Annotated in this window: 17 protein-coding genes; 6 read left to right on the top strand and 11 right to left on the bottom strand. The window is 63.4% G+C overall.

The features are described from left to right. Positions 1-99 precede the first annotated feature (99 nt). The 6 genes from MUO32_RS09935 to MUO32_RS09910 all read right to left on the bottom strand — a co-directional run bounded on the left by MUO32_RS09935 (position 100) and on the right by MUO32_RS09910 (position 6,583). On the bottom strand, positions 100-1,449 hold the full coding sequence (locus tag MUO32_RS09935; RefSeq protein WP_257948054.1) for an amidase: 1,350 nt from the start codon (positions 1,447-1,449) through the stop codon (positions 100-102). 26 nt (positions 1,450-1,475) lie between these two features. Continuing rightward, positions 1,476-1,856 carry a cupin gene (locus MUO32_RS09930; protein ID WP_257948053.1) on the bottom strand — a complete coding sequence of 127 codons (381 nt, stop codon included), beginning with the start codon at positions 1,854-1,856 and terminating at the stop codon, positions 1,476-1,478. A 66-nt stretch (positions 1,857-1,922) separates the two neighbouring features. Beyond that, positions 1,923-3,410, bottom strand: a complete 1,488-nt coding sequence (locus MUO32_RS09925) for a 4-hydroxyphenylacetate 3-hydroxylase family protein (protein ID WP_257948052.1) — start codon at positions 3,408-3,410, stop codon at positions 1,923-1,925. Positions 3,411-3,432: 22 nt separating this feature from the next. Then, on the bottom strand, positions 3,433-3,951 hold the full coding sequence (locus MUO32_RS09920; protein ID WP_257948051.1) for a flavin reductase family protein: 519 nt from the start codon (positions 3,949-3,951) through the stop codon (positions 3,433-3,435). A gap of 260 nt (positions 3,952-4,211) precedes the next feature. Beyond that, positions 4,212-5,450, bottom strand: a complete 1,239-nt coding sequence (locus MUO32_RS09915) for a saccharopine dehydrogenase family protein (protein WP_257948050.1) — start codon at positions 5,448-5,450, stop codon at positions 4,212-4,214. A 32-nt stretch (positions 5,451-5,482) separates the two neighbouring features. Then, positions 5,483-6,583 carry a carboxynorspermidine decarboxylase gene (locus MUO32_RS09910; protein ID WP_257948049.1) on the bottom strand — a complete coding sequence of 367 codons (1,101 nt, stop codon included), beginning with the start codon at positions 6,581-6,583 and terminating at the stop codon, positions 5,483-5,485. Positions 6,584-7,096: 513 nt separating this feature from the next. Here MUO32_RS09910 and MUO32_RS09905 point away from each other — a divergent pair. After that, positions 7,097-9,352 (top strand): heavy metal translocating P-type ATPase, encoded by a 2,256-nt coding sequence (locus MUO32_RS09905; RefSeq protein ID WP_257948048.1) that lies wholly within the window; start codon positions 7,097-7,099, stop codon positions 9,350-9,352. Beyond that, a complete protein-coding gene (locus MUO32_RS09900; protein WP_257948047.1) occupies positions 9,349-9,918 on the top strand; it encodes an SCO family protein in 570 nt (189 codons plus the stop codon). The genes MUO32_RS09905 and MUO32_RS09900 overlap by 4 nt, the downstream gene beginning before the upstream one ends. A gap of 100 nt (positions 9,919-10,018) precedes the next feature. On the opposite strand, the gene MUO32_RS09895 is transcribed toward MUO32_RS09900, so the two are convergent. Continuing rightward, a complete protein-coding gene (locus MUO32_RS09895; RefSeq protein WP_257948046.1) occupies positions 10,019-10,435 on the bottom strand; it encodes a helix-turn-helix domain-containing protein in 417 nt (138 codons plus the stop codon). Positions 10,436-10,794: 359 nt separating this feature from the next. Here MUO32_RS09895 and MUO32_RS09890 point away from each other — a divergent pair, with 359 nt between their 5' ends. The 3 genes from MUO32_RS09890 (at position 10,795) to MUO32_RS09880 (ending at position 13,854) form a co-directional block, all read left to right on the top strand. Next, the gene (locus tag MUO32_RS09890) at positions 10,795-11,838 is read left to right on the top strand and encodes a L,D-transpeptidase family protein (protein WP_374708624.1); all 1,044 of its coding nucleotides are present in this window, start codon (positions 10,795-10,797) and stop codon (positions 11,836-11,838) included. A 17-nt stretch (positions 11,839-11,855) separates the two neighbouring features. Continuing rightward, positions 11,856-12,563: a L,D-transpeptidase gene (locus MUO32_RS09885; RefSeq protein ID WP_257948045.1), complete on the top strand. Its 708-nt coding sequence runs from the start codon at positions 11,856-11,858 to the stop codon at positions 12,561-12,563. A 91-nt stretch (positions 12,564-12,654) separates the two neighbouring features. After that, a complete protein-coding gene (locus tag MUO32_RS09880) occupies positions 12,655-13,854 on the top strand; it encodes an amidohydrolase family protein (protein WP_257948044.1) in 1,200 nt (399 codons plus the stop codon). A gap of 57 nt (positions 13,855-13,911) precedes the next feature. Here MUO32_RS09880 and MUO32_RS09875 read toward each other — a convergent pair whose 3' ends face one another. The 3 genes from MUO32_RS09875 to MUO32_RS09865 form a co-directional block, all read right to left on the bottom strand. After that, positions 13,912-16,473, bottom strand: a complete 2,562-nt coding sequence (locus MUO32_RS09875) for an FAD-dependent oxidoreductase (RefSeq protein ID WP_257948042.1) — start codon at positions 16,471-16,473, stop codon at positions 13,912-13,914. Positions 16,474-16,680: 207 nt separating this feature from the next. Then, positions 16,681-16,881, bottom strand: coding sequence for a helix-turn-helix transcriptional regulator (locus MUO32_RS09870; protein WP_257948040.1), 201 nt, complete (start codon positions 16,879-16,881; stop codon positions 16,681-16,683). After that, complete coding sequence (locus tag MUO32_RS09865; RefSeq protein WP_257948039.1) at positions 16,878-17,063, bottom strand: hypothetical protein; 186 nt, start codon at positions 17,061-17,063, stop codon at positions 16,878-16,880. Before MUO32_RS09865 ends, MUO32_RS09870 begins: the two co-directional genes overlap by 4 nt. A 391-nt stretch (positions 17,064-17,454) precedes the next feature. Between MUO32_RS09865 and chrA the strand changes: the two genes are divergently transcribed. Then, complete coding sequence (chrA, locus tag MUO32_RS09860; protein ID WP_257948248.1) at positions 17,455-18,831, top strand: chromate efflux transporter; 1,377 nt, start codon at positions 17,455-17,457, stop codon at positions 18,829-18,831. Here chrA and MUO32_RS09855 read toward each other — a convergent pair. Further along, positions 18,828-19,397 carry an XRE family transcriptional regulator gene (locus tag MUO32_RS09855; RefSeq protein ID WP_257948038.1) on the bottom strand — a complete coding sequence of 190 codons (570 nt, stop codon included), beginning with the start codon at positions 19,395-19,397 and terminating at the stop codon, positions 18,828-18,830. The genes chrA and MUO32_RS09855 overlap by 4 nt on opposite strands. Between the last annotated feature and the right edge of the window lie 14 nt (positions 19,398-19,411).

Here is a 19,411-nt window from a genome sequence, read left to right as displayed (position 1 = left end):
CAGGTGGAGGGTCAATACCTGTTTCGACAAATCAACGCCCACGGGATGAAGCGATCCAAACCGCGGCTTTCCTTCATGGCATGACCTTTGTGGAAGGCGCTATCGTCCCCGCAGCACCGCCTCCACCGCCCGCGCATTGGCAAACAGCGCCGCGTCGCGCCGGCCGGCCGCTGCCAGCATCAGGCCGACCGGGGCCTCGCCCTCGGTGTGCGCGGGCAATGAGATCGAGCAGCCGTCCAGCATGTTGATCAGTGCGGGATTGCGCAGCAGCGTCAGGTTGGTCTTCACGAAGAGGTCGTTGTCGGCCTCGAGCGAAGCGATGGCCGGGGCGACCATCGGCACGGTCGGCATGGCGAGGACGTCGTAGGCGGAGATCGCCCGGTTCGTTTCCTCGATATAGGCGCGGCGCAGGTGCAGCATGTCGATATAGTCCGCCGCCGTCTGCTCCTTGGCGCGCAGGATGCGGGCGCGGACACGTTGGTCGTATTGCTCGCCGTGCTCTTCCAGCAGGTCGCGATGCCAGGACAGCGCTTCGGGGGCCGGGAAGCCGCCCTTGCCGTTGATGCGGCCGACCATCTCGAATTCCCTGAGCGGAATTTCCGTCACGATGGCGCCGGCATCGGCGAGGTGCTTGAGCGCGGCTTCAAAGGTTTTGGCGACATGCGGCTCGATGCCGTCGAAGACGACGGATTGCGGCACGGCGATGCGTAGGCCGGCGACGGAACGTTCCGCCTCGTTGTCAAGCGAGGTGCCGCTCAGGATTTCATGCAGGCTGGCGCAGCAATCGACGCTGTTGGCCAGCGGACCGATCGAATCGAGCGTGAAGGAGAGCGGCAGAGCGCCTTTGAGCGGAACGGCGCTGGCGGTCGGCTTGTAGCCGACGATGCCGCAGAGCGCCGCCGGGATGCGGCAGGAGCCGCCGGTATCCGAGCCGATCGCCGCAGCCGCCATGCCGTCTGCGACGGAAACGGCAGCACCCGAGGAGGAGCCGCCGGGAATGCGGCCGGTGGCGCGATCATAGGGGTTGGCGGGCGTACCGTAATGAGGGTTGATGCCGACACCGGAAAAGGCGAATTCGGTCATGTTGTTGCGACCGACGACGACAAAGCCTGCGGCCTTGAGGCGCGCGATGGCGGGCGCATCGGTTTCGGCGGGCGCCGCGTTCGCCAGCACTTTCGAGCCGGCGGGGGTGGGATCGCCCGAGAGGTCGAACAGGTCCTTGACGGCAATCGGAATGCCGGCGAAGCGCGAGGGGGCGAGGCCCGCCTTGCGGAGATCGTCGGCGGCCTTTGCCGCGGTTCGGGCCTTGTCCGCATGGACCTTGACGAAGGCGCGGGCGCCTTCGCCTGTCTCGTCGGCAATGCGCGCGAGCGATCCTTCGACCAGTTGCGACGACGTGATCTTGCCCGTCGCCAGATCGGCCGCAAGTTCGTTCAGTGTTGCGCGCATTGCTTTATCTCCTGCTTGTGCCCGAATCAGACCGGATCAAAATAGTGAATTTCGAGCAGTATGCAGCCCTTCTCCGACTTGAAGGGGCCGTGCGGCGCATGCGGCGGGCGGCAGGCATAGGTGTTGGGCGGGAAAGTCTCGCCGCCATCGCCGTTCTCGTCGTTGCCGACCGTCAGGTCGCCGGAGACGAGATAAACCTCTTCCCAATATTCATGCTCGAACGGCTTGGTGGTGAAGACGCCCGGATCGAACTTCAAGAGGCGCGTGCGCGTCCCGCCACGGTTCTCCTCATCGAGGGCACCGGAAATGATCTTCTGCTTGATGCCCTGCGGATAGCCAACGGGCACTTCCCAGCCTGTCGTCATGTCGAGTGTGTAGAATTCGTCGTGTTTCTTGTTGACCGGCATCGGGTCCTCCTGTGGTTGAAAGCGGGAGAGCGGGCGCGCCGGAAGGCACGCCCGCGAAGAACGGCGTCAGGCTGCCTCGGCGGCCTTCAGGCTGTCCTCGAGCGAATAGGAATCGAGCATGTTCTGCAGCAACCCGTCGGCGGCGGACCAGTCGTAGGTGCGGAAGGCGTGGTTCTTCGTCACGAAGGTCGCGCCGGCATAGAACATCTCGTACTGGTGATGGCGCGAGCCGAACTCGGAGCCGACGGCATCCCAGGCGAGCTTGTAGAATTTGACACGGTCCCGCGAGGAGGCGGCCGGCGACTGCTGCGTCTTGTCGATGAGGCGCGCCAGTTCCGGATTGCCGAAATCGTCGACCGAGGAGGGCAGCATGATCATGCCGCCACCGGCAAGTTCGCGCAGCGTATTCAGGATCTTCGGATAGAGCTGCTGGGTCAGCACCTGCGCGCTGTAGAGCGTTGCAGCATCCGGCACGAAATAGGCGCCGACCTGCTTGCCCTTGGCTTCCATCGCGGCGACCAACGCGTCCACCATGCCGGCCTCGGCGGCGAGCTGGCCAAGCATTTCGCGCACCTGCGGGAACTGCGAGATGCCGTTGACGTCGGTGGTACGCTTGGCAATGCCGACGAGGAAACGCAGCTTGACCGACAGGCGGATCATCGCCTGGTAGTTCTGGTAGACATGGGCCGGCGTCGCATGGAACTGCTTGGCGCACATGGCGACATCGCCATCGATGAAGACGCGGTCCCACGGAACCTTCACGTCATCGAAATAGAGCACGGCGTCGTTCTCGTCGAAGCGGCTCGCCAGCGGATTGTCGAAGACCGAGGGCGAGGCTGCCTCATAGGACTTGCGCGACAGGATCTTCAGGCCCTTGGCATTCATCGGAATGGCGAAGGACAGCGCGTAGTTCTCTTCACCCGCCTTCAGCGGCTGGATGCAGGTGACGAAGACTTCGTTGGCGACGACACCGCCGGTCGCCAGCATTTTTGCGCCGCGCACGGTGATGCCTTCCGCGTCGCGATCGACCACGCCGGCCGTCAGGAACGGATCGGCCTGCTCGGCGGCATTCTTCGAGCGGTCGGCCTGCGGGTTGATGATGACGTAGGTGAGATAGAGGTCGTTGTCGCGGGCATATTTGTAATAGTCGGCGAGGTTGCGCGCGAATTTCGGGTTGTAGTCCTCGAAGACGTCGCGGCCCATATACATGCCGGCGATGCAGGAGGCGACATGATCAGGCGCGCGGCCTAGGAAGCCGCCATGCAGGCCGGTCCAGGCTTCAAGGCCGGCGCGGCGCTTGACCAGTTCCTGGTAGCTGCCGGGCAGTTCCCAGATGCGGTTGGCGCGGCCGCCTTCCGGCGTCGCATAGGTCATCAGGTCGGCATTTTCCGGGGCCTTTGCGAAGTCGAACATCTTTTCGACCGAGCGCGCGACATTGGAGAAGGCGTCATGCGTCGTCACGTCGTTGACGCGCGCGCCGTTGATGAAAATCTCGCGGCCATCGCGCAGGCTGGCAAGGTGCGCCTTGCCGGATTTTGGTTCGGACTTGCTCATAATATGCATCCTCCAGAGGGTTTCAGTAATGCAGGGGCAGAGGCCAGGCATCGACGTCGATGCGCGGGCCGGCGACGCTGTGGTAGCGGCCGCGGAAGAACAGCAGCGGCTCGGCCGCCGTATCGGACGTCCGGAAGTTGACGACGCGGCCGAGGAAGATCAGGTGGTCGCCACCTTCGTGGCAGGCATAGGGCTCGCATTCGAACTGGGCGATGGCATTGGTCAGCCGTGGCGCACCCTTGTGGCCCTCGGTGTGGTGCACGCCGGCCCACTTGTCGCTCGAAGCGCGGGCGAACTGGTTGGAGAGGTTCTCCTGCGTGCGGGCGAGGATGTTCACCACATAGGCATCCGCCTCGCGCAGCGCATCGAGGCTCAGTGCCTTGACGCCGACGGAAAACAGCACCAGCGGCGGATCGAGCGAGACCGTGTTGAACGAGGTCATCGTCATGCCGATCTTCTCGCCCGATTTCGACCGCGCCGTGACGATGGTCACGCCGGTCGCGTATTCGGCAAGCGCATTGCGGAACTGCCGCTCGTCCATCGCCTGTCCTCCCTAGCGATTGTTTGTAATATAGCTAAGTTATAAAGCTATTTTTGGACGTGTCAAGGCTGTGATATTTCACTGTCATGGCAATTGCGTGGATGCAGGACGGTGCAACGGTTCAAAGCGAAGCCGTGAACCGGATGTGGCTGGTTTCGATGTGTTTTTCGGGGGAGGGGCCGGAACGGCCTGGCCGCGGGCCAAAGGCTGCCGGCGAAAAGACACCGGCCGCGCACGAGGCGCGGCCGGTGTTTTCAGGCTTAGAAGCTGACGGCGCGGTCGGCGTCTTCGTCCTGGATGCGGGTGGGCAGGCCCATGCCGTTGAGCAGGTTGATGAAGGGTTTGGGCGCCAACTCTTCGATGTTGGCCATCTTCTTCACGTCCCACTCGCCGGTGGCGACGAGCATTGCTGCTGCGACCGGCGGCACACCGGCGGTGTAGGAAATGCCCTGGCTGCCGACTTCCTCGTAGGCTTCCTTATGGTCGGCCACGTTGTAGATGAAGACGGTCTTTTCCTTGCCGTCCTTCATGCCCTTCACGTAGTCGCCGATGCAGGTCTTGCCTTCGTAGTTCGGCGCAAGCGACGACGGATCCGGCAGCACCGCCTTGACGACCTTGAGCGGCACGACCTCAAGCCCTTCGGCGGTCTTGACCGGCTGTTCGGAGAGCAGGCCGAGGTTCTTCAGAACGGTGAAGACGTTGATGTAGTGGTCGCCAAAACCCATCCAGAAGCGCACATTCGCGCCGTCCATGTTCTTCGCCAGCGAATGCACTTCGTCATGGCCGCAGAGATAGGCGCGGCGCGTTCCGACGACCGGCAGGTCGTAGTCCTTGCCGATTTCGAACATCTTGTTCGTCTGCCACTGGCCATCCTGCCAGGAATAGACGACGCCGGTGAATTCGCGGAAATTGATTTCCGGGTCGAAGTTCGTGGCGAAGTACTTGCCATGGCTGCCGGCATTGATATCGACGATGTCGACGTCGGTCACCGTGTCGAGATATTCGTCCTTGGCGAGCTTGGCATAGGCGTTGACCACGCCCGGATCGAAACCGGCGCCGAGAATGGCGGTGATGCCCTTCTCTTCGCATTCGGCGGCACGCTTCCACTCGTAGTTCCCGTACCACGGCGGCGTCTCGCAGATCTTGCCGGGCTCTTCATGGATCGCGGTGTCGATATAGGCGACACCCGTATCCATGCAGGCGCGCAGCACCGACATGTTGAGGAAGGCGGTGCCGACATTGATGACGATCTCAGACTTCGTGGACGTGATGAGCGCCTTGGTCGCCTCGATGTCGAGCGCGTCGAGCGCATGGCCTTCGAGCACGCCCGGCTGTTTCATCGCCTTCTTCTCATGGACCGACGCGATGATCTTTTCGCACTTCGCCTTGGTGCGCGACGCGATATGGATATCGCCGAGCACGTCGTTGTTTTGGGCGCATTTATGCGCGACCACCTGTGCGACGCCGCCGGCGCCGATGATGAGGACGTTCTTTTTCATATCGGGGGATATCTCCTTCTACCCGTATCGCCTCAGGAGAGGCTTTCTTCGTAGTCCGCGTAGGTGAATTCGCGGACCGTTGTGATGCTGCCGTCCAGTTCGCGGATGGCGATCGCCGGCATTTTCACGCCGTTGAACCAGTTCTTCTTGACCATGGTGTAGCCGGCCGCATCCTGGATGGAGATGCGGTCGCCGACCTTCAGCGGGGCCTCGAAATTGAATTCGCCGAAAATATCGCCGGCGAGGCACGACTTGCCGCAGACCATGGTGCGGTGCGGCCCGGTGTTCGGCAAAAGCTTGGCGTTTTCCCGGTAGATCAAGAGGTCCAGCATGTGGGCCTCGATCGAACTGTCGACGATGGCGAGGTCCTTGCCGTTGTTCAGCGTGTCGAGCACCGTCACTTCCAGCGTGGTGGATTTGGTGATCGAGGCTTCGCCGGGCTCCAGATAGACCTGTACGCCGTAGTCGCCGGAAAACCGCTTCAGCCGCTCGGCGAATTTTTCCAGCGGATAGGTTTCGCCGGTGAAGTGGATACCGCCGCCAAGGCTCACCCATTCGGCCTTCTTCAGGAGAGGCGCGAATTTCTCCTCGATCGTGCCGAGCATGCGGTCGAACAGGTCGAAATCGCCGTTCTCGCAATTGTTGTGGATCATGAAGCCGGAGATGCGGTCCATCACGGGTTCCACCTGCTTCACATCCCATTCGCCAAGTCGCGAGAACGGGCGGGCCGGGTCGGCGAGATCGAAGGTGGAGGAGGAAATGCCGGGATTGAGGCGCAGGCCCCGCACGATGCCGGATGCCTTGTCGCCGAAACGATCGAGCTGGCTCACCGAGTTGAAGATGATCTTGTCAGCGTGGCTGATGACCTCGTCGATCTCGTAATCGGCATAGGCGACGGAATAGGCGTGCGTTTCCTTGCCGAAACGCTCATGGCCGAGGCGCACTTCGTTCAGCGACGAGGAGGTCGTGCCGTCCATGTAGTCGCGCATCAGATCGAAGACCGACCAGGTGGCGAAGCATTTCAGCGCGAGCAGCGCCTTGGCGCCGGAAAGCTCGCGCAGGCGCGCGATCTTTTCCATGTTGGCGATGAGCTTCGACTTGTCGATCAGATAATAGGGTGTCGTGAGGGACATGCGGGACCTGTCTTCTTGGCGGGTGGAATGGCGCCGGCCCGGCCGGCAGCGCGATAGCAACGCGCAAAGCGGAGGCGCAAACCTCCTGCTTCAAACGGCTAAAAGGGGAGACCGATGTTACGGTATCGTTGTCCGGGCACGGCGATGTGACAGCGCTTTCGCGCTGTTGCCTCTGTCGCGGTGCTTGAGCGGAGAAAGGACGCGCAGGCGCGGCGCCCGCACCGGCGAAACGGTGTCAAAGCCCGATTGTGCCGCAAGGGCACCCATCAAAAAGCGTTCTTCCGTTCGGGGGGCATCAAGAGAGCCCATCCCCGATTGGAAGAGGGCGTGCCAAGACATGGCGTCCTCCCCAACCAGCAGATGAAACCTGCAAATAAAGTCGGCGCTCTCTAGCATGGCGATGCGGGAAATATCAATGCGCCTCTTTGCCCGGATTTTTTTCGTGTTCCCCTCTTGCACCTCTAGTCGCTAGAGGTCGTAGAACAGCCTCGACAGACTGAAGAGGATTGTATGATGTCCGATGTGAAAGAGACGCGTTTCCGGGTTGGCGGCATGGATTGCGCCTCCTGCGCCAGCAAGATCGATACGGCCGTGCGCCGCATGCCGGGGGTTTCGGACGTATCCGTTTCCGTGACCGCCTGCACCATGCGCGTACAGCACGACGTGACGAGCGACCTTGACGCGATCCGCAAAAAAGTCTCCGGCCTCGGCTATGCGGTGACGCCGGCGGCAGCGATTGCGGAAAAGCCGGCGGCGAAGCACGAGCATGGCCCCGGTTGCAGCCACGATCATGACCACGGGCACGACCATTCGCATGATCATGATGATCATGACCACGCCGGCCATGACCACAAGCCGAAGGCTGCGGCCATCGAGGGCCTGCACGGCCACGATCACGGCCCGTCCGAAGGTCCATGGTGGAAGGGCAAGAAGGGTCGGCTGACGATTCTCGCCGGTGCGTCGCTGGTCATCGCCTACGGCGTCGGCCATCTCTTCCCGGCCATCGAGACCTATGCTTTCGTCATCGCGATGTTCGTCGGTCTCCTGCCGATCGCGCGCCGCGCCATCATGGCGGCCCTCGCCGGCACGCCGTTCTCCATCGAGATGTTGATGACGATTGCCGCCGTCGGCGCGGTGGTCATCAATGCCACAGAAGAGGCCGCCGCCGTCGTCTTCCTCTTCCTCGTCGGCGAGTTGCTGGAAGGGGTTGCAGCCGGCAAGGCGCGTGACAGCATCCGCTCGCTCTCCGCCCTCGTGCCGAAGACCGCACTCCTCGAAGAGAACGGTCGCACCAAGGAAGTGCCGGCCGAATCGCTCGCGGTTGGCGCCGTCATTCTGGTACGCCCCGGCGACCGCATTTCCGCCGATGGCGTGATCATCGACGGCGAGAGCGCCATCGACGAGGCCCCGGTCACCGGCGAAAGCACCCCGGTCAACAAGGAAATCGGCGACACCGTCTTCGCCGGCACGGTGAATGGTGATGCGGCGCTGCGCGTGCGCGTCACCGCGGCGGCTGCGGACAACACCATCGCCCGCGTCATCAAACTGGTCGAGGAAGCCCAGGAATCGAAGGCGCCGACCGAGCGCTTCATCGATCGCTTCTCCAAATACTATACGCCTGGCGTGGTCGTCGTCGCGGCCCTCGTCGCGATCATCCCGCCGCTGTTCCTCGGCGGCATCTGGAGCGAATGGGTCTACAAGGGCCTCGCCGTTCTCCTGATCGGCTGCCCCTGCGCGCTGGTCATCTCGACGCCCGCCGCCATCGCCGCATCGCTCTCCGCCGGTGCCCGCCGCGGCCTGCTGATGAAGGGCGGCGCGGTGCTGGAAGGCCTCGGCAAGCTCACCGCCATCGCCTTCGACAAGACCGGCACGCTGACGGAAGGCAAGCCTGTTGTCACCGACATCGTCGCCTTCGCGCAACCGGCCGATGAGGTGCTGCGCCTCGCCGCCGCCCTCGAAGCCGGCTCCAGCCACCCGCTGGCGCTCGCCATCCTCGGCAAGGCCGCGGACGACGGCATCGTGCCGCCGGTGGCAAGCGGTTCGCGAGCGCTCGGCGGCAAGGGCGTCACCGCCACCGTCGAGGGCAGGCAGGTGTTCCTCGGCTCGCCGAAGGCGGTTGCCGAACAGGTCACGCTGTCCGACGAGGTCAAGGCCGCCACTGCAAAGCTCAACGATGATGGCAAGACCGTCTCCATGCTGGTCGTCGACGGCGTGCTCGTCGGGGCCATCGCCATGCGCGACGAGCCACGCGCCGATGCAGCGGCCGGCCTCAAGGCGCTGAAGGATGCGGGCATCAAGACGATCATGCTGACGGGCGACAATGCCCGCACGGCAAAAGCCGTCGGAGCCGAACTCGGCATCGAGGTGCGCGCCGAACTGATGCCGGAGGACAAGCAGCGCATCGTCGGCGAACTGCAGCGCGAAGGTTATGTCGTCGGCAAGATCGGCGATGGCATCAATGACGCCCCGGCACTTGCTGCCGCCAATGTCGGCATCGCCATGGGTGGCGGTACGGATGTGGCGCTCGAAACGGCGGATGCCGCCATCCTGCACGGCCGCGTCGGCGATGTCGCGCTGATGACGGACCTCTCCAAGCGCACCATGCGCAACATCGTGCAGAACATCGTTCTCTCGCTTGGCCTCAAGGGTGTGTTCCTGGTGACGACCATCGTCGGCATCACCGGCCTCTGGCCGGCGATCCTCGCCGATACCGGCGCCACCGTGCTCGTGACGCTGAATGCGCTGCGCCTGCTGCGGCCGATCAAATGAAGCGCAGGACATTCATTGGTCTTGCAGGCGTGCTGGCCGCGATCGTCGGAGCGACGGTCGCGGCACAGGTTCCTGCAACGGAAAAGCCAAAGCAGCGCATTTTCGCCTTGCAGACGGTCGACGGCAAAGCCTTCGGCTCGGCCGATCTCGCCGGAAAACCCTATCTCGTCTTCTTCGGCTTCACCCATTGCCCGGATGTCTGCCCGACGGCGCTGTTCGAGCTGAGTGCATTGCTGAAGGACATCGGCCCGGCGGCAGATCGCATCACGCCGCTCTTCATCTCCGTCGATCCCGAGCGCGACACGGCGGAGCTGCTGAAGCTCTACATGACCTCCTTCGACCCACGCATCATCGCGCTCCGCGGTGATGCGGCCGAGACGAAGGCGGCGGCGGATGCCTTTTCAGCTACCTACAAAAAGGTGCCGACGGCCTCGGACAGTTACACGATGGACCACACCGCCGGCCTCTTTCTCATCCGTGCGGATGGCCGGCTCCAGGGCATGCTGGACATGCACGAGCCGCGCGAAACGCAGCTTCAGAAGCTGAAATTGCTTGCAGCGTCCTAACGCATGTCGCGCAAAAGTGTGCAGCGGTTTTGCGCCAACGACATGCGAAAAATCAAGGGACTAGAGCGCAAGGAGCGAATCTGAAAGATCGCGACGCGCTTTAGTCGTGTTCGTCGTGGCAAAGGTCGTGATTGGCGAGCGCCCGGATGACGTAGCAGTCGCGGACCTGGTCGGTGTGGCAATGGCTGGTGATGCGCACCAGTTCCGCCTCCAGCTTCTGCAGGCGTTCGATCTTGCGCCGGACGGTCGAAAGCTGTTCGGCGGCGATGCGGTCGGCATCGTGGCAGGGGCGTTCCGGGTGCTGGCTGAGTTCGATCAGTTCGCGGATGGCGTCGATGGTGAGGCCGAGGTCGCGCGCATGGCGGATGAAGGTGAGGCGGTCGCGCTCGCCATTGGAGTAGCGCCGCTGGTTCCCCTCCGAGCGCTCGGCATGCGAGAGCAGGCCCATTTGTTCATAATAGCGGATTGTCGGAACCTTGACGCCCGTGGCCCTGGAAAGATCGCCGATCGTCAGCATCGTTTCGCCTCTTGAAATAGTCTCGCTCACAGATGTAGCGGGACGCCGTCCAAATCAAGTTTTCTTTGCCGAATGGGCCGTCTGGTTGGCTTGGGGCAAGTAACTAACGATTTTTTGTTCGCCGCGTGATCTCCGGACGAAAGAAAGCCGCAAAGCTGGCCTTGAAGCTTAGGCAGCTTGAGGGTTTAAGCTGCCGGAAATCGATACAGGATTCGCGGCATTCGACGTGGCATGAAGTCGCGCAACGGCCGTTTAGGTCACAAGATTAACGAAGTTCTAAGCAATCGCTTGGACTCTAGGCTGCAAAGGCGCCGCGCAGACCGCGACGCTCCCGAACCCCGAACAACCGAAACCGACCCATGTTTGCGCTTCGCCATCGCTCTTCGCCAGAAACCAACCGCTCGCGCCTGTCGCTGTTCGCGCGTCTTGCCGCCGCGACCGTCGCCGGCAGCCTGCTCGCCGGCTGCATGGCCATGGACGTCGCTTCGCTCGCCGAGGCGCCGCAGCTGTCCAACAAGGTCAAGGCGGAGATGTCGAAGAAGAAGATGCGGCCGGAAAGCCCGGTTCTCGTGCGCATCTTCAAGCAGGAGAGCGAACTGGAGGTCTGGAAGGTCAATGCCGGCGGCCAGTATGCGCTGTTCAAGACCTATCCGATGTGCCGCTGGTCGGGAAAGCTCGGCCCGAAGACGAAGAGTGGCGACCGCCAGGCGCCGGAAGGTTTCTACCATGTCTCCGAGGGCATGCTGAACCCGAACTCGCAATATTACGTCTCCTTCAATCTCGGTTATCCGAACCGGCTGGAATCGGCGCTCGGCTATTCGGGCGAGGCGCTGATGGTGCACGGAGCCTGTTCGTCGTCCGGCTGCTACGCCATGACGGACCAGGGCGTGGGCGAAATCTACGCCATCGTGCAGAAGGCACTGGATGGCGGCCAGGAGCGTTTCCAGGTGCAGGCCTATCCCTTCCGCATGACCACGGAAAACATGGCCAAGCACAAGGGCGATCCGAACATGCCGTTCTGGCGCACGCTGAAGGAAGGCTATGACGCCTTCGCCTTCACGCGGAAGCAGCCGAAGGTTTCGGTGTGCGGCGGCCGCTATGTGTTCAACAGGGAATTTGCGAACGGCGAGCCGGACGACCCGCTCGCCCAGTGCCCGGCAACGGCCGATGGCGCACAAAATGATATGATCGCGAAGATCGGTGCGGAACAAAAGAAGCTGGATGCGGCTTTTGCGAGCGCCACACCGGTTTCGAGCTTCGCCTATGTGGACGGCGGCATGCATCCGAGCTTCCGCTCGCTTCTGAAGCAGCAGGGTGCGAAGGGCATGGCCGCCCGCATTTCGCGCACGAAATATCCGGTCAGCCGGCCCGATGCCGCACTGGCCGACCCCTATGACGACTGAGGCGTGAGGAAATCGTATTGACTGGTCAAAGCGTAACCCGCCGGTCCTTCCTGCTTGGCAGCGCGGGATTGGCAACCACGGTTCTGGCCGGCTGCACCACGCCGGCGCGCGAGAGGATCGCGGTCAGGCCTGAACCGGTCGTCGATACGAGCATCTACGCCGCCATGTACGGCCCGAAGGATGACGAGCAGTTCCCGCTGCCGGCCATTCCCTATCAGAAGATCGATCCGCGCTTCTATCGCCAGATGGTGCCGAATCCCACGGGCGAGCGGCCCGGCGTGATCGTGGTCGATACGGCAAACCATTTCCTCTATCTCACCTATGAAGACGGGCAGGCGATGCGCTACGGCGTCGGCCTCGGCCGCGCCGGCTTCGAATGGGCCGGGCGCGGCGTCATCCAGTACAAGCGGCAATGGCCGCGCTGGACGCCGCCGGACGAGATGGTCGCGCGCCAGCCCGAGCTGGAACCCTACAGCATCCGCAATGGCGGCATGGAGCCGGGCCTGAAAAACCCGCTCGGCGCCCGCGCCATGTATATCTTCAAGGACAACGAGGACACGCTCTACCGCATCCATGGTTCGCCGGAGTGGTGGACGATCGGCAAGTCCGTCTCCTCGGGCTGCGTGCGCATGATCAACCAGGACGTGGTCGATCTGTTCAACCGCGTGCAGAACGGCACGCCCATCGTGGTGCTGGGCAGCGCGGCGGTTGCCGCGGCCTATTGACCGAATACGATTTTCGCGCGTTATTGCATACAATCATTGGCTCGCTCGTTGAAGGGCGGGCCGATCCGTGTGCAAATGGAGACGCGATATCATGGCCGGCATCGAAACCCTGTTCACCAATGCGAAGCTGGCGGATGGTTCGCTGAACGATGTCGGCGTTGCCGGCGGCCGCATCGTTTCGATTGCGCCGGCCGGCTCGACCGAGGTTGAAGCCAAGCGCGTGGACATCGCGGGCGCCTTGCTCGTGCCGGCCTTCGTCGAGGGCCATATCCATCTCGATACCAGCTTCTACGGCGACAAGTGGATCCCCCACAAAGCCTGCACCAACGGTTTCGACGTCCATGAGCGTGTGGCCTTCCAGGCTCAGAACATGGCACAGGCGGCCCCCATGGCGGAGCGCGCCCGCAAGCAGCTGGAGCTCTGCGTTGGAAACGGCTCTCTCCATATGCGCAGCCACGTCATGGTCGATGCCTCGGTCGGGCTGACGTCGCTGGAGACCATCCTCGGCATTCGCGAAGAGTACCGGGACATCATCGACATCCAGCTCGTCGCCTTCCCGCAGAACGGCATCCTGAAGAGCCCCGGCACGGCGGAACTGCTGGACGAGGCGGTAGCGCTCGGCGCCGATCTTGTCGGCGGTCTCGATCCGGCAAGCTTCGACCGGGACCTGCAAGGCCATCTCGACGTCGTCTTCGGGGTCGCCGAGAAGCGTGGCGTCGGCGTCGATATCCACCTGCACGATTTCGGCTCGCTCGGCGTCTTCACGGTGGAGGAGATTTGCGCGCGCACGGTGGCGCTCGGCCTGCAGGGCAGGGTGGCGATCAGCCATGCCTACGGCCTCGGCGACCTCGATGCGGATTCCGCCCGCCGCATCGGTGCCCGGATCGCCGCCGCCGGTGTCTCCATCATGACCAACGCCCCCGGCGACCACGCCTTCCCGCCCGTCGCGCTTCTGCGGGGCGAGGGCGTCAACGTCTTCGCCGGCAACGACAATATCCGCGATTCCTGGTGGCCCTACGGCGATGGAGACATGCTGGGCCGCGCGATGATGATCGGCTACCGCTCCGGCTTCTACACGGACGAGGAACTGAGTGTCGCCTTCGACGTGGTGACATCAGCCAGCGCCCGGGCTCTCGGTCTGGACGGCTATGGCATTGAGGTCGGTGCCAAGGCCGATTTCGTGACGCTCGACGCCGAGCATGTGCCGGAGGCGGTCGTGGCAGTGCCGAAGGGGCGTCTTGTGTTCAAGGCCGGGCGGCTTGTTGCTGAAAACGGCGCCGTATTCCGCTGATCCAAACAAAAGGGCGCGCCACCGGCACGCCCTTTCTTTTGGTCTTTCCAGCCGCGTTTACGTACGTGGCTTCAGGTTTTCGGGGTCATACAGCGGCTTGTAGCCGATGCTGACAACCTCGACCGGGTAGGTCTCGGCAAAATACTCGATGTTGAGCTTGCGGCCCTCTTGGCAATAGGCGTGCGGCAGGTAGGCCAGCGCGATGTTCTTGCCGATGGTCGGGCCGAAGGCGATGGACGTCGTGTAGGAGCGGCGGCCGAGGTCGTCGATGAGGACTTCGCCGGTTTCCGGGTCCATGACCGGCAGGTTGCCGAGCGGGTAGCGCTTCACACCTGATTTGTCGGTATTTTCGGTCATGACCAGCGTGCAGAGCATTGCCGGCTGGTGCGCGCGTGCCTTGTACTCCAGATGCTTCGCCTTGCCGCGGAAGTCGGCTTCCTTGACCTTCGGGCGGGCGAGGTCCGCCTCGATGAGGTTATACTGGGTGAGCAGGTCCGCATTCTGCAGGCGCAGGCTCTTTTCCATGCGGCGCGAGTTGGCATAGGTCTCGACACCGAAGGCCATGACGCCGGTGGCGCGCAGCGCATCCCAGACGGCCAGGCCGTCCTCGTACTTCATGTGCAGTTCCCAGCCCTGCTCGCCGACATAGGAGATGCGGAACGCTGTCACGCTCTTGCCGGCAATCTCGATCTGCTTGATCGCGGCGAAGGCGAAATTCTCCTGGTCGAGACCGGCGGGATCCGCCACCACCTTCTTCAGGGTCTCGCGGGCGTTCGGCCCCCAGATGCCGACGGTGATGTACTTTTCCGAGGTGTCGGTGATGGTGACGTCAAGGCCACGGTCCTCGGCGATGCGCTTCATGTAGTGGAAGTCGCGCGGGCCGGCATCGGCGCCGTTCACCAGGCGGCAGCGGTCGGCCATGCGGAAGACGGTGAAGTCGGCGCGCACCATGCCCTCATCGTCGAGGAAGTGGGTATAGACACCCTTGCCGATATTGCCGTCGCCGCCGATCTTCGCGGCGCACAGCCATTCCAGCAGCTCGACATGGTCAGGGCCCTCGATATCCACCATGTGGAAATGCGAGAGGTTGACGATGCCGCAATCCTCGCTCATCGCCAGATGCTCGGCATTCGAGACACGCCAGAAGTGGCGGCTGTCCCATTCGTTCTCGCGCACCGGAACGCGGTTGCCGTATTTTTCCAGCAGGTGCTCGTTGGCGGCGTAGCCGTGCGCACGCTCCCAGCCGCCGAGTTCCATGAAGTAGCCGCCGAGTTCCTTTTCGCGTTCATGGAAGGGCGAGCGCTTGGCGCCGCGGCCCGAGGCATAGGGTTCGCGGTTGTGCACGGCGGGGAAATAGATCTTCTGGGCGGCCTCGTAGCTGCGGCCCTCGATGAATTCTTCCGTCAGCTGATGCGGGTAGAAGCGCGAATAGTCGATCGAGTTGTGGTCGATCTCGGTGCGGCCGTCCGTCATCCAGTCGGCGATCAGCTTGCCATAGCCGGGGCCGTCCTTCACCCAGATGGCGACGCAGTACCACAGGCCGCGCACCTTCTGGCTCTCGCCGCAGGACGGGCCGCCGGCGGCGGAAACCTGCAGCAGGCCGTTGAAGGAATGACCTTCGTTATAGCCGAGTTCGCCGAGGATTGGCGTCAGTTCCATGGCCTTTTCGAGCGGCTCGAGGATCTGCTCCATGTCGAGGTCGCGCTGCGAGGGCGACAGGCGCGCCTCGTGCTTTTCCAGAATGTTGCGCGGATGGCAGAGACGCGGATTGGTGGTCTCGTAGTAGCCCCACTCGATCTGGCCGCCCTCGGTGGTCTTCGGGTCGCCGGTGTCGCGCATATAGGCGGAGTTGCCCTGGTCGCGCAAAAGCGGGTAGCCGATTTCCTTGCCGGTGCCCTCGAACTCGTTGTACGGGCCGAAGAAGGTGAGGGGGTGATCGACCGGCATGACCGGCAGGTCCTCGCCGACCATTTCGGCGATCAGACGGCCCCAGATGCCGGCGCAGACGATGACATGATCGGCCATGATGGTGCCGCGATGGGTGACGACGCCCTTGATGCGGCCGCCCTCGACGATCAGCGACTGGGCCGGCGTGTTGCCGTAGACCTGCAGCTTGCCGGACTTTTCAGCGGCATCGACCAGCTTGCCCGCAACCGTCTGCGAACGCGGCACGACGAGGCCGGCATCCGGATCGAACATGCCGCCCATCACCTGGTCCTGCTCGATCAGCGGGAACATGTCCTTGATCTCGGCCGGAGAGACATAATGCGCGCGGGTGCCGAAGGCCTTGGCGGAGGAGAGCTTGCGCTTGATCTCTTCCATCCAGGTGTCATCGCCGGTGCGCGCGACCTCGAGGCCGCCGATGCGGGCGTAGTGCCCCATCTTCTCGTAGAAATCGATCGAATACTGGGTGGTCCAGACCGACAGGAAGTCGTGGCTCGTCGTGTAGCAGAAGTCCGAGGCATGCGCCGTCGAACCGATATCGGTCGGGATGCCCGACTTGTCGATGCCTACGATATCGTCCCATCCGCGCTCGATGAGATGATGGGCGATGGACGCGCCCACGATGCCACCCAAACCGATGATGACGACCTTCGCCTTTTGCGGAAACTCTGCCATGTGCTGGACCCCGATGAAATATTGCGGCCGATCTTAGGGCCTGTGTTTGCGCCATTGCAGCCTGTCTGCGACGGGGCCGCGACCAGTTCCGACAGTCCCCGGGACGGATCGTGCCTGCGCGCCGCGCCATGGCCGCAAAACAGCGGGCTTCCCCTCCTTAGCAAATCCCGGCGATCTGCAAAGGGGCGGCGGCGGCCTCCGGGGCCTCTAACTCAAGGCGTCCACGATGAAAATTTCCTCGATCGTCAGGTCGAAGACGCGGGCGATCTTGAAGGCGAGCGGCAGGCTCGGGTCGTAGCGGCCGCGTTCCAGCGCGTTGATCGTCTGGCGGGACACGTCAAGCCTCGCGGCGAGTTCCATTTGCGACCAGTTCTTCCGGGCACGCACTTCCTGAATACGGTTGTTCATCGGTAGCGCAGGCGCCCCAACACCACACCGAGAAACCAGAACCCGCACATGATGGGCCAGACGACGAAGGCTTCCAATTGCAGCTTGCGCTGCATTTCGTCCATACGGCGGATGAGAAAGAGTATGGACCATCCGGGAAGGAGGGCCGGGATCATCGGTGCGTTGGAGATGGCTGTGCGCACCGTTCCGTCCGGAGTGCCGCGGGCCAGCAGCCGTATCGAAACAATCGGCGCGCGACATAGGCGGCCATGCTCAGGGTCGAGGCCCACAAGTAGCGACGGGCGGCGGAAAACACGTTTCGCATCGTTGAGGGCGCGAGATGTAAGGCTTGCTTTACATCGCGCGGCTCACGTTGAATGCCAAACATCCTTTACACGGGTTCCCTGTCGCATCACCGTTCAAAAAACATGAGAGGGTCGCGCCGCGCTTCGATTCGAGGACCTGTCCCGCTAGGCGTTATGTCAAATCCGGACTCTGCCCATGACCGCCGCATTGCCAGTTGTCTCGTCGAAGGCCGCCTTGACAGGGCACAAGGGCGCTGCGATCGATCGCGACGCGGAGGAAAACATCCCGATGAGCAACAATACGGCCGGCCCGCGCGAGCATGGCGTCTCCCTCGGCGAGGCGCTGCGCGTCTGGGCGCGCGTGGCGGCGCTGAGTTTTGGTGGCCCTGCCGGGCAGATCGCCGTGATGCATCGCATCGTCGTGGACGAGAAGCGCTGGATCGGCGAGAGCCGTTTCCTGCATGCCCTGAACTATTGCATGCTGCTGCCGGGCCCTGAAGCGCAGCAGCTGGCCGTCTATATCGGCTGGCTCATGCACCGCACGCTGGGCGGTCTTATCGCCGGACTGCTTTTCATCCTGCCCGGCTTTCTGTCGATCCTGGCGCTCAGTTACATCTATGTGATCTTCGGTGATGCCAGCGTGGTCGAGGGCCTGTTCTTCGGCCTCAAGGCGGCAGTGCTCGCCATCGTCGTGCAGGCGGTGTTCCGCATCGGCAGTCGCGCGCTCGTCAATCCGGCGATGCTCGCCATTGCGGCCGTTGCCTTCCTCGCCATCTTCGCCTTCAAGGTGCCGTTTCCGCTCGTCGTGCTCGCCGCCGCCGTTGTCGGCTATTTCGGCTCGAAATCCGGTTCGCGCCTGTTTCGCACATCCCCGGGCCATGCGGCGGCCAAGGGCGCGGTGTTGCAGGATCGCGATTCGCTGCTCGGCGAGGCGACGCCGGCCCATGCCCGGCCGGGCCTCGGCTGGTCGTTGAAGATCTCGGCGGTGCTGCTCTGTCTCTGGCTTCTGCCGGTGGCGCTCATCTGGTTCTTCGCCGGCGGCAACAGCGTTTTCAGCGAGATCGGCATCTTCTTCAGCAAGATGGCGGTCGTCACGTTCGGCGGGGCCTATGCGGCGCTCGCCTATGTCGCGCAGGAGGCCGTGCAGCACTATGGCTGGCTGAAGCCGGGCGAAATGCTCGACGGCCTCGGCATGGCCGAGACGACGCCGGGGCCGCTGATCATGGTTCTGCAATTCGTCGGCTTCCTTGGCGCCTACCGCGATCCCGGCAGTCTCAGCCCCATGACGGCGGCGACGCTGGCGGCGATCCTCACCACCTGGGTCACCTTCGTGCCCTGTTTCCTCTGGATCTTTCTCGGCGCCCCCTTCATCGAGCGGCTGCGCGGCAATGTGGCGCTGTCGGGCGCGCTCTCGGCCATCACCGCCGCCGTCGTCGGCGTCATTCTCAACCTCGCCGTCTGGTTTTCCGTGCACACGCTGTTTCGCGAGGTGACGGTTTTGACTGCCGGGCCGCTCCATCTCGAGCTTCCCGTGCCGTCGACGATCATCCTACCCGCAGCGCTGCTTGCCGCAGCCTCCGCCTTCGCGCTCTTCCGCCTCAAAGCCTCGGTGCTGCTGACGCTCGGCCTTGCGGCGCTCGCCGGCATGGCCTGGACGCTGCTCTAGGCAACCACGTTGCGCACGAAGCGGACGATGGTTTCGCCGGTGTTGAGATAGGCATAGGGCTGATCGGTGCCGTAGACGGCAAAGCTGCCGGCCGGATAATCCTTGCCTGCGCCTGACAGCTCGAGCCGGAGCGTGCCTTCGGTCACGAAAATCATCTCGTGCCAGCCGGCCGGGTCCGGTTCGGCATTGTAGCGTTCACCGGGGCCGAGCGACCAGTGCCACATCTGCGCCTCGGTGGTCGCCGGCGCGGAGCCGAGCAGCACGGCGGCGCTTTCGTCGCTCGCCCCCCGCCAGGTCACCTCGTTGATCTCTGCCGACGACGGGCGGGCCGGGTCGCGCACCAGGTCGACGAAGCCGACGCCGATGGCGACCGCGAGCTTGTCCAGGCTGGACAGGCTGATATTGGCATCGCCCCCCTCTACCGCCACGATCATGCGCCGGCTGATGCCGGATGCCTCCGCCAGCGCTGCCTGGCTGAGGCCGGCCTTCTGGCGCAGGCGACGCAGGTTGCCCGAAACATGGGCGAGCACGCCGCCGCGTTCTTGACTGTGCAATATACTGCTCATATCTTTCCGTATTG

The organism is Shinella sp. CPCC 101442, assembly GCF_024704725.1.
GTDB lineage: Bacteria > Pseudomonadota > Alphaproteobacteria > Rhizobiales > Rhizobiaceae > Shinella.
This window is presented reverse-complemented; position numbering and strand designations above follow the sequence as displayed.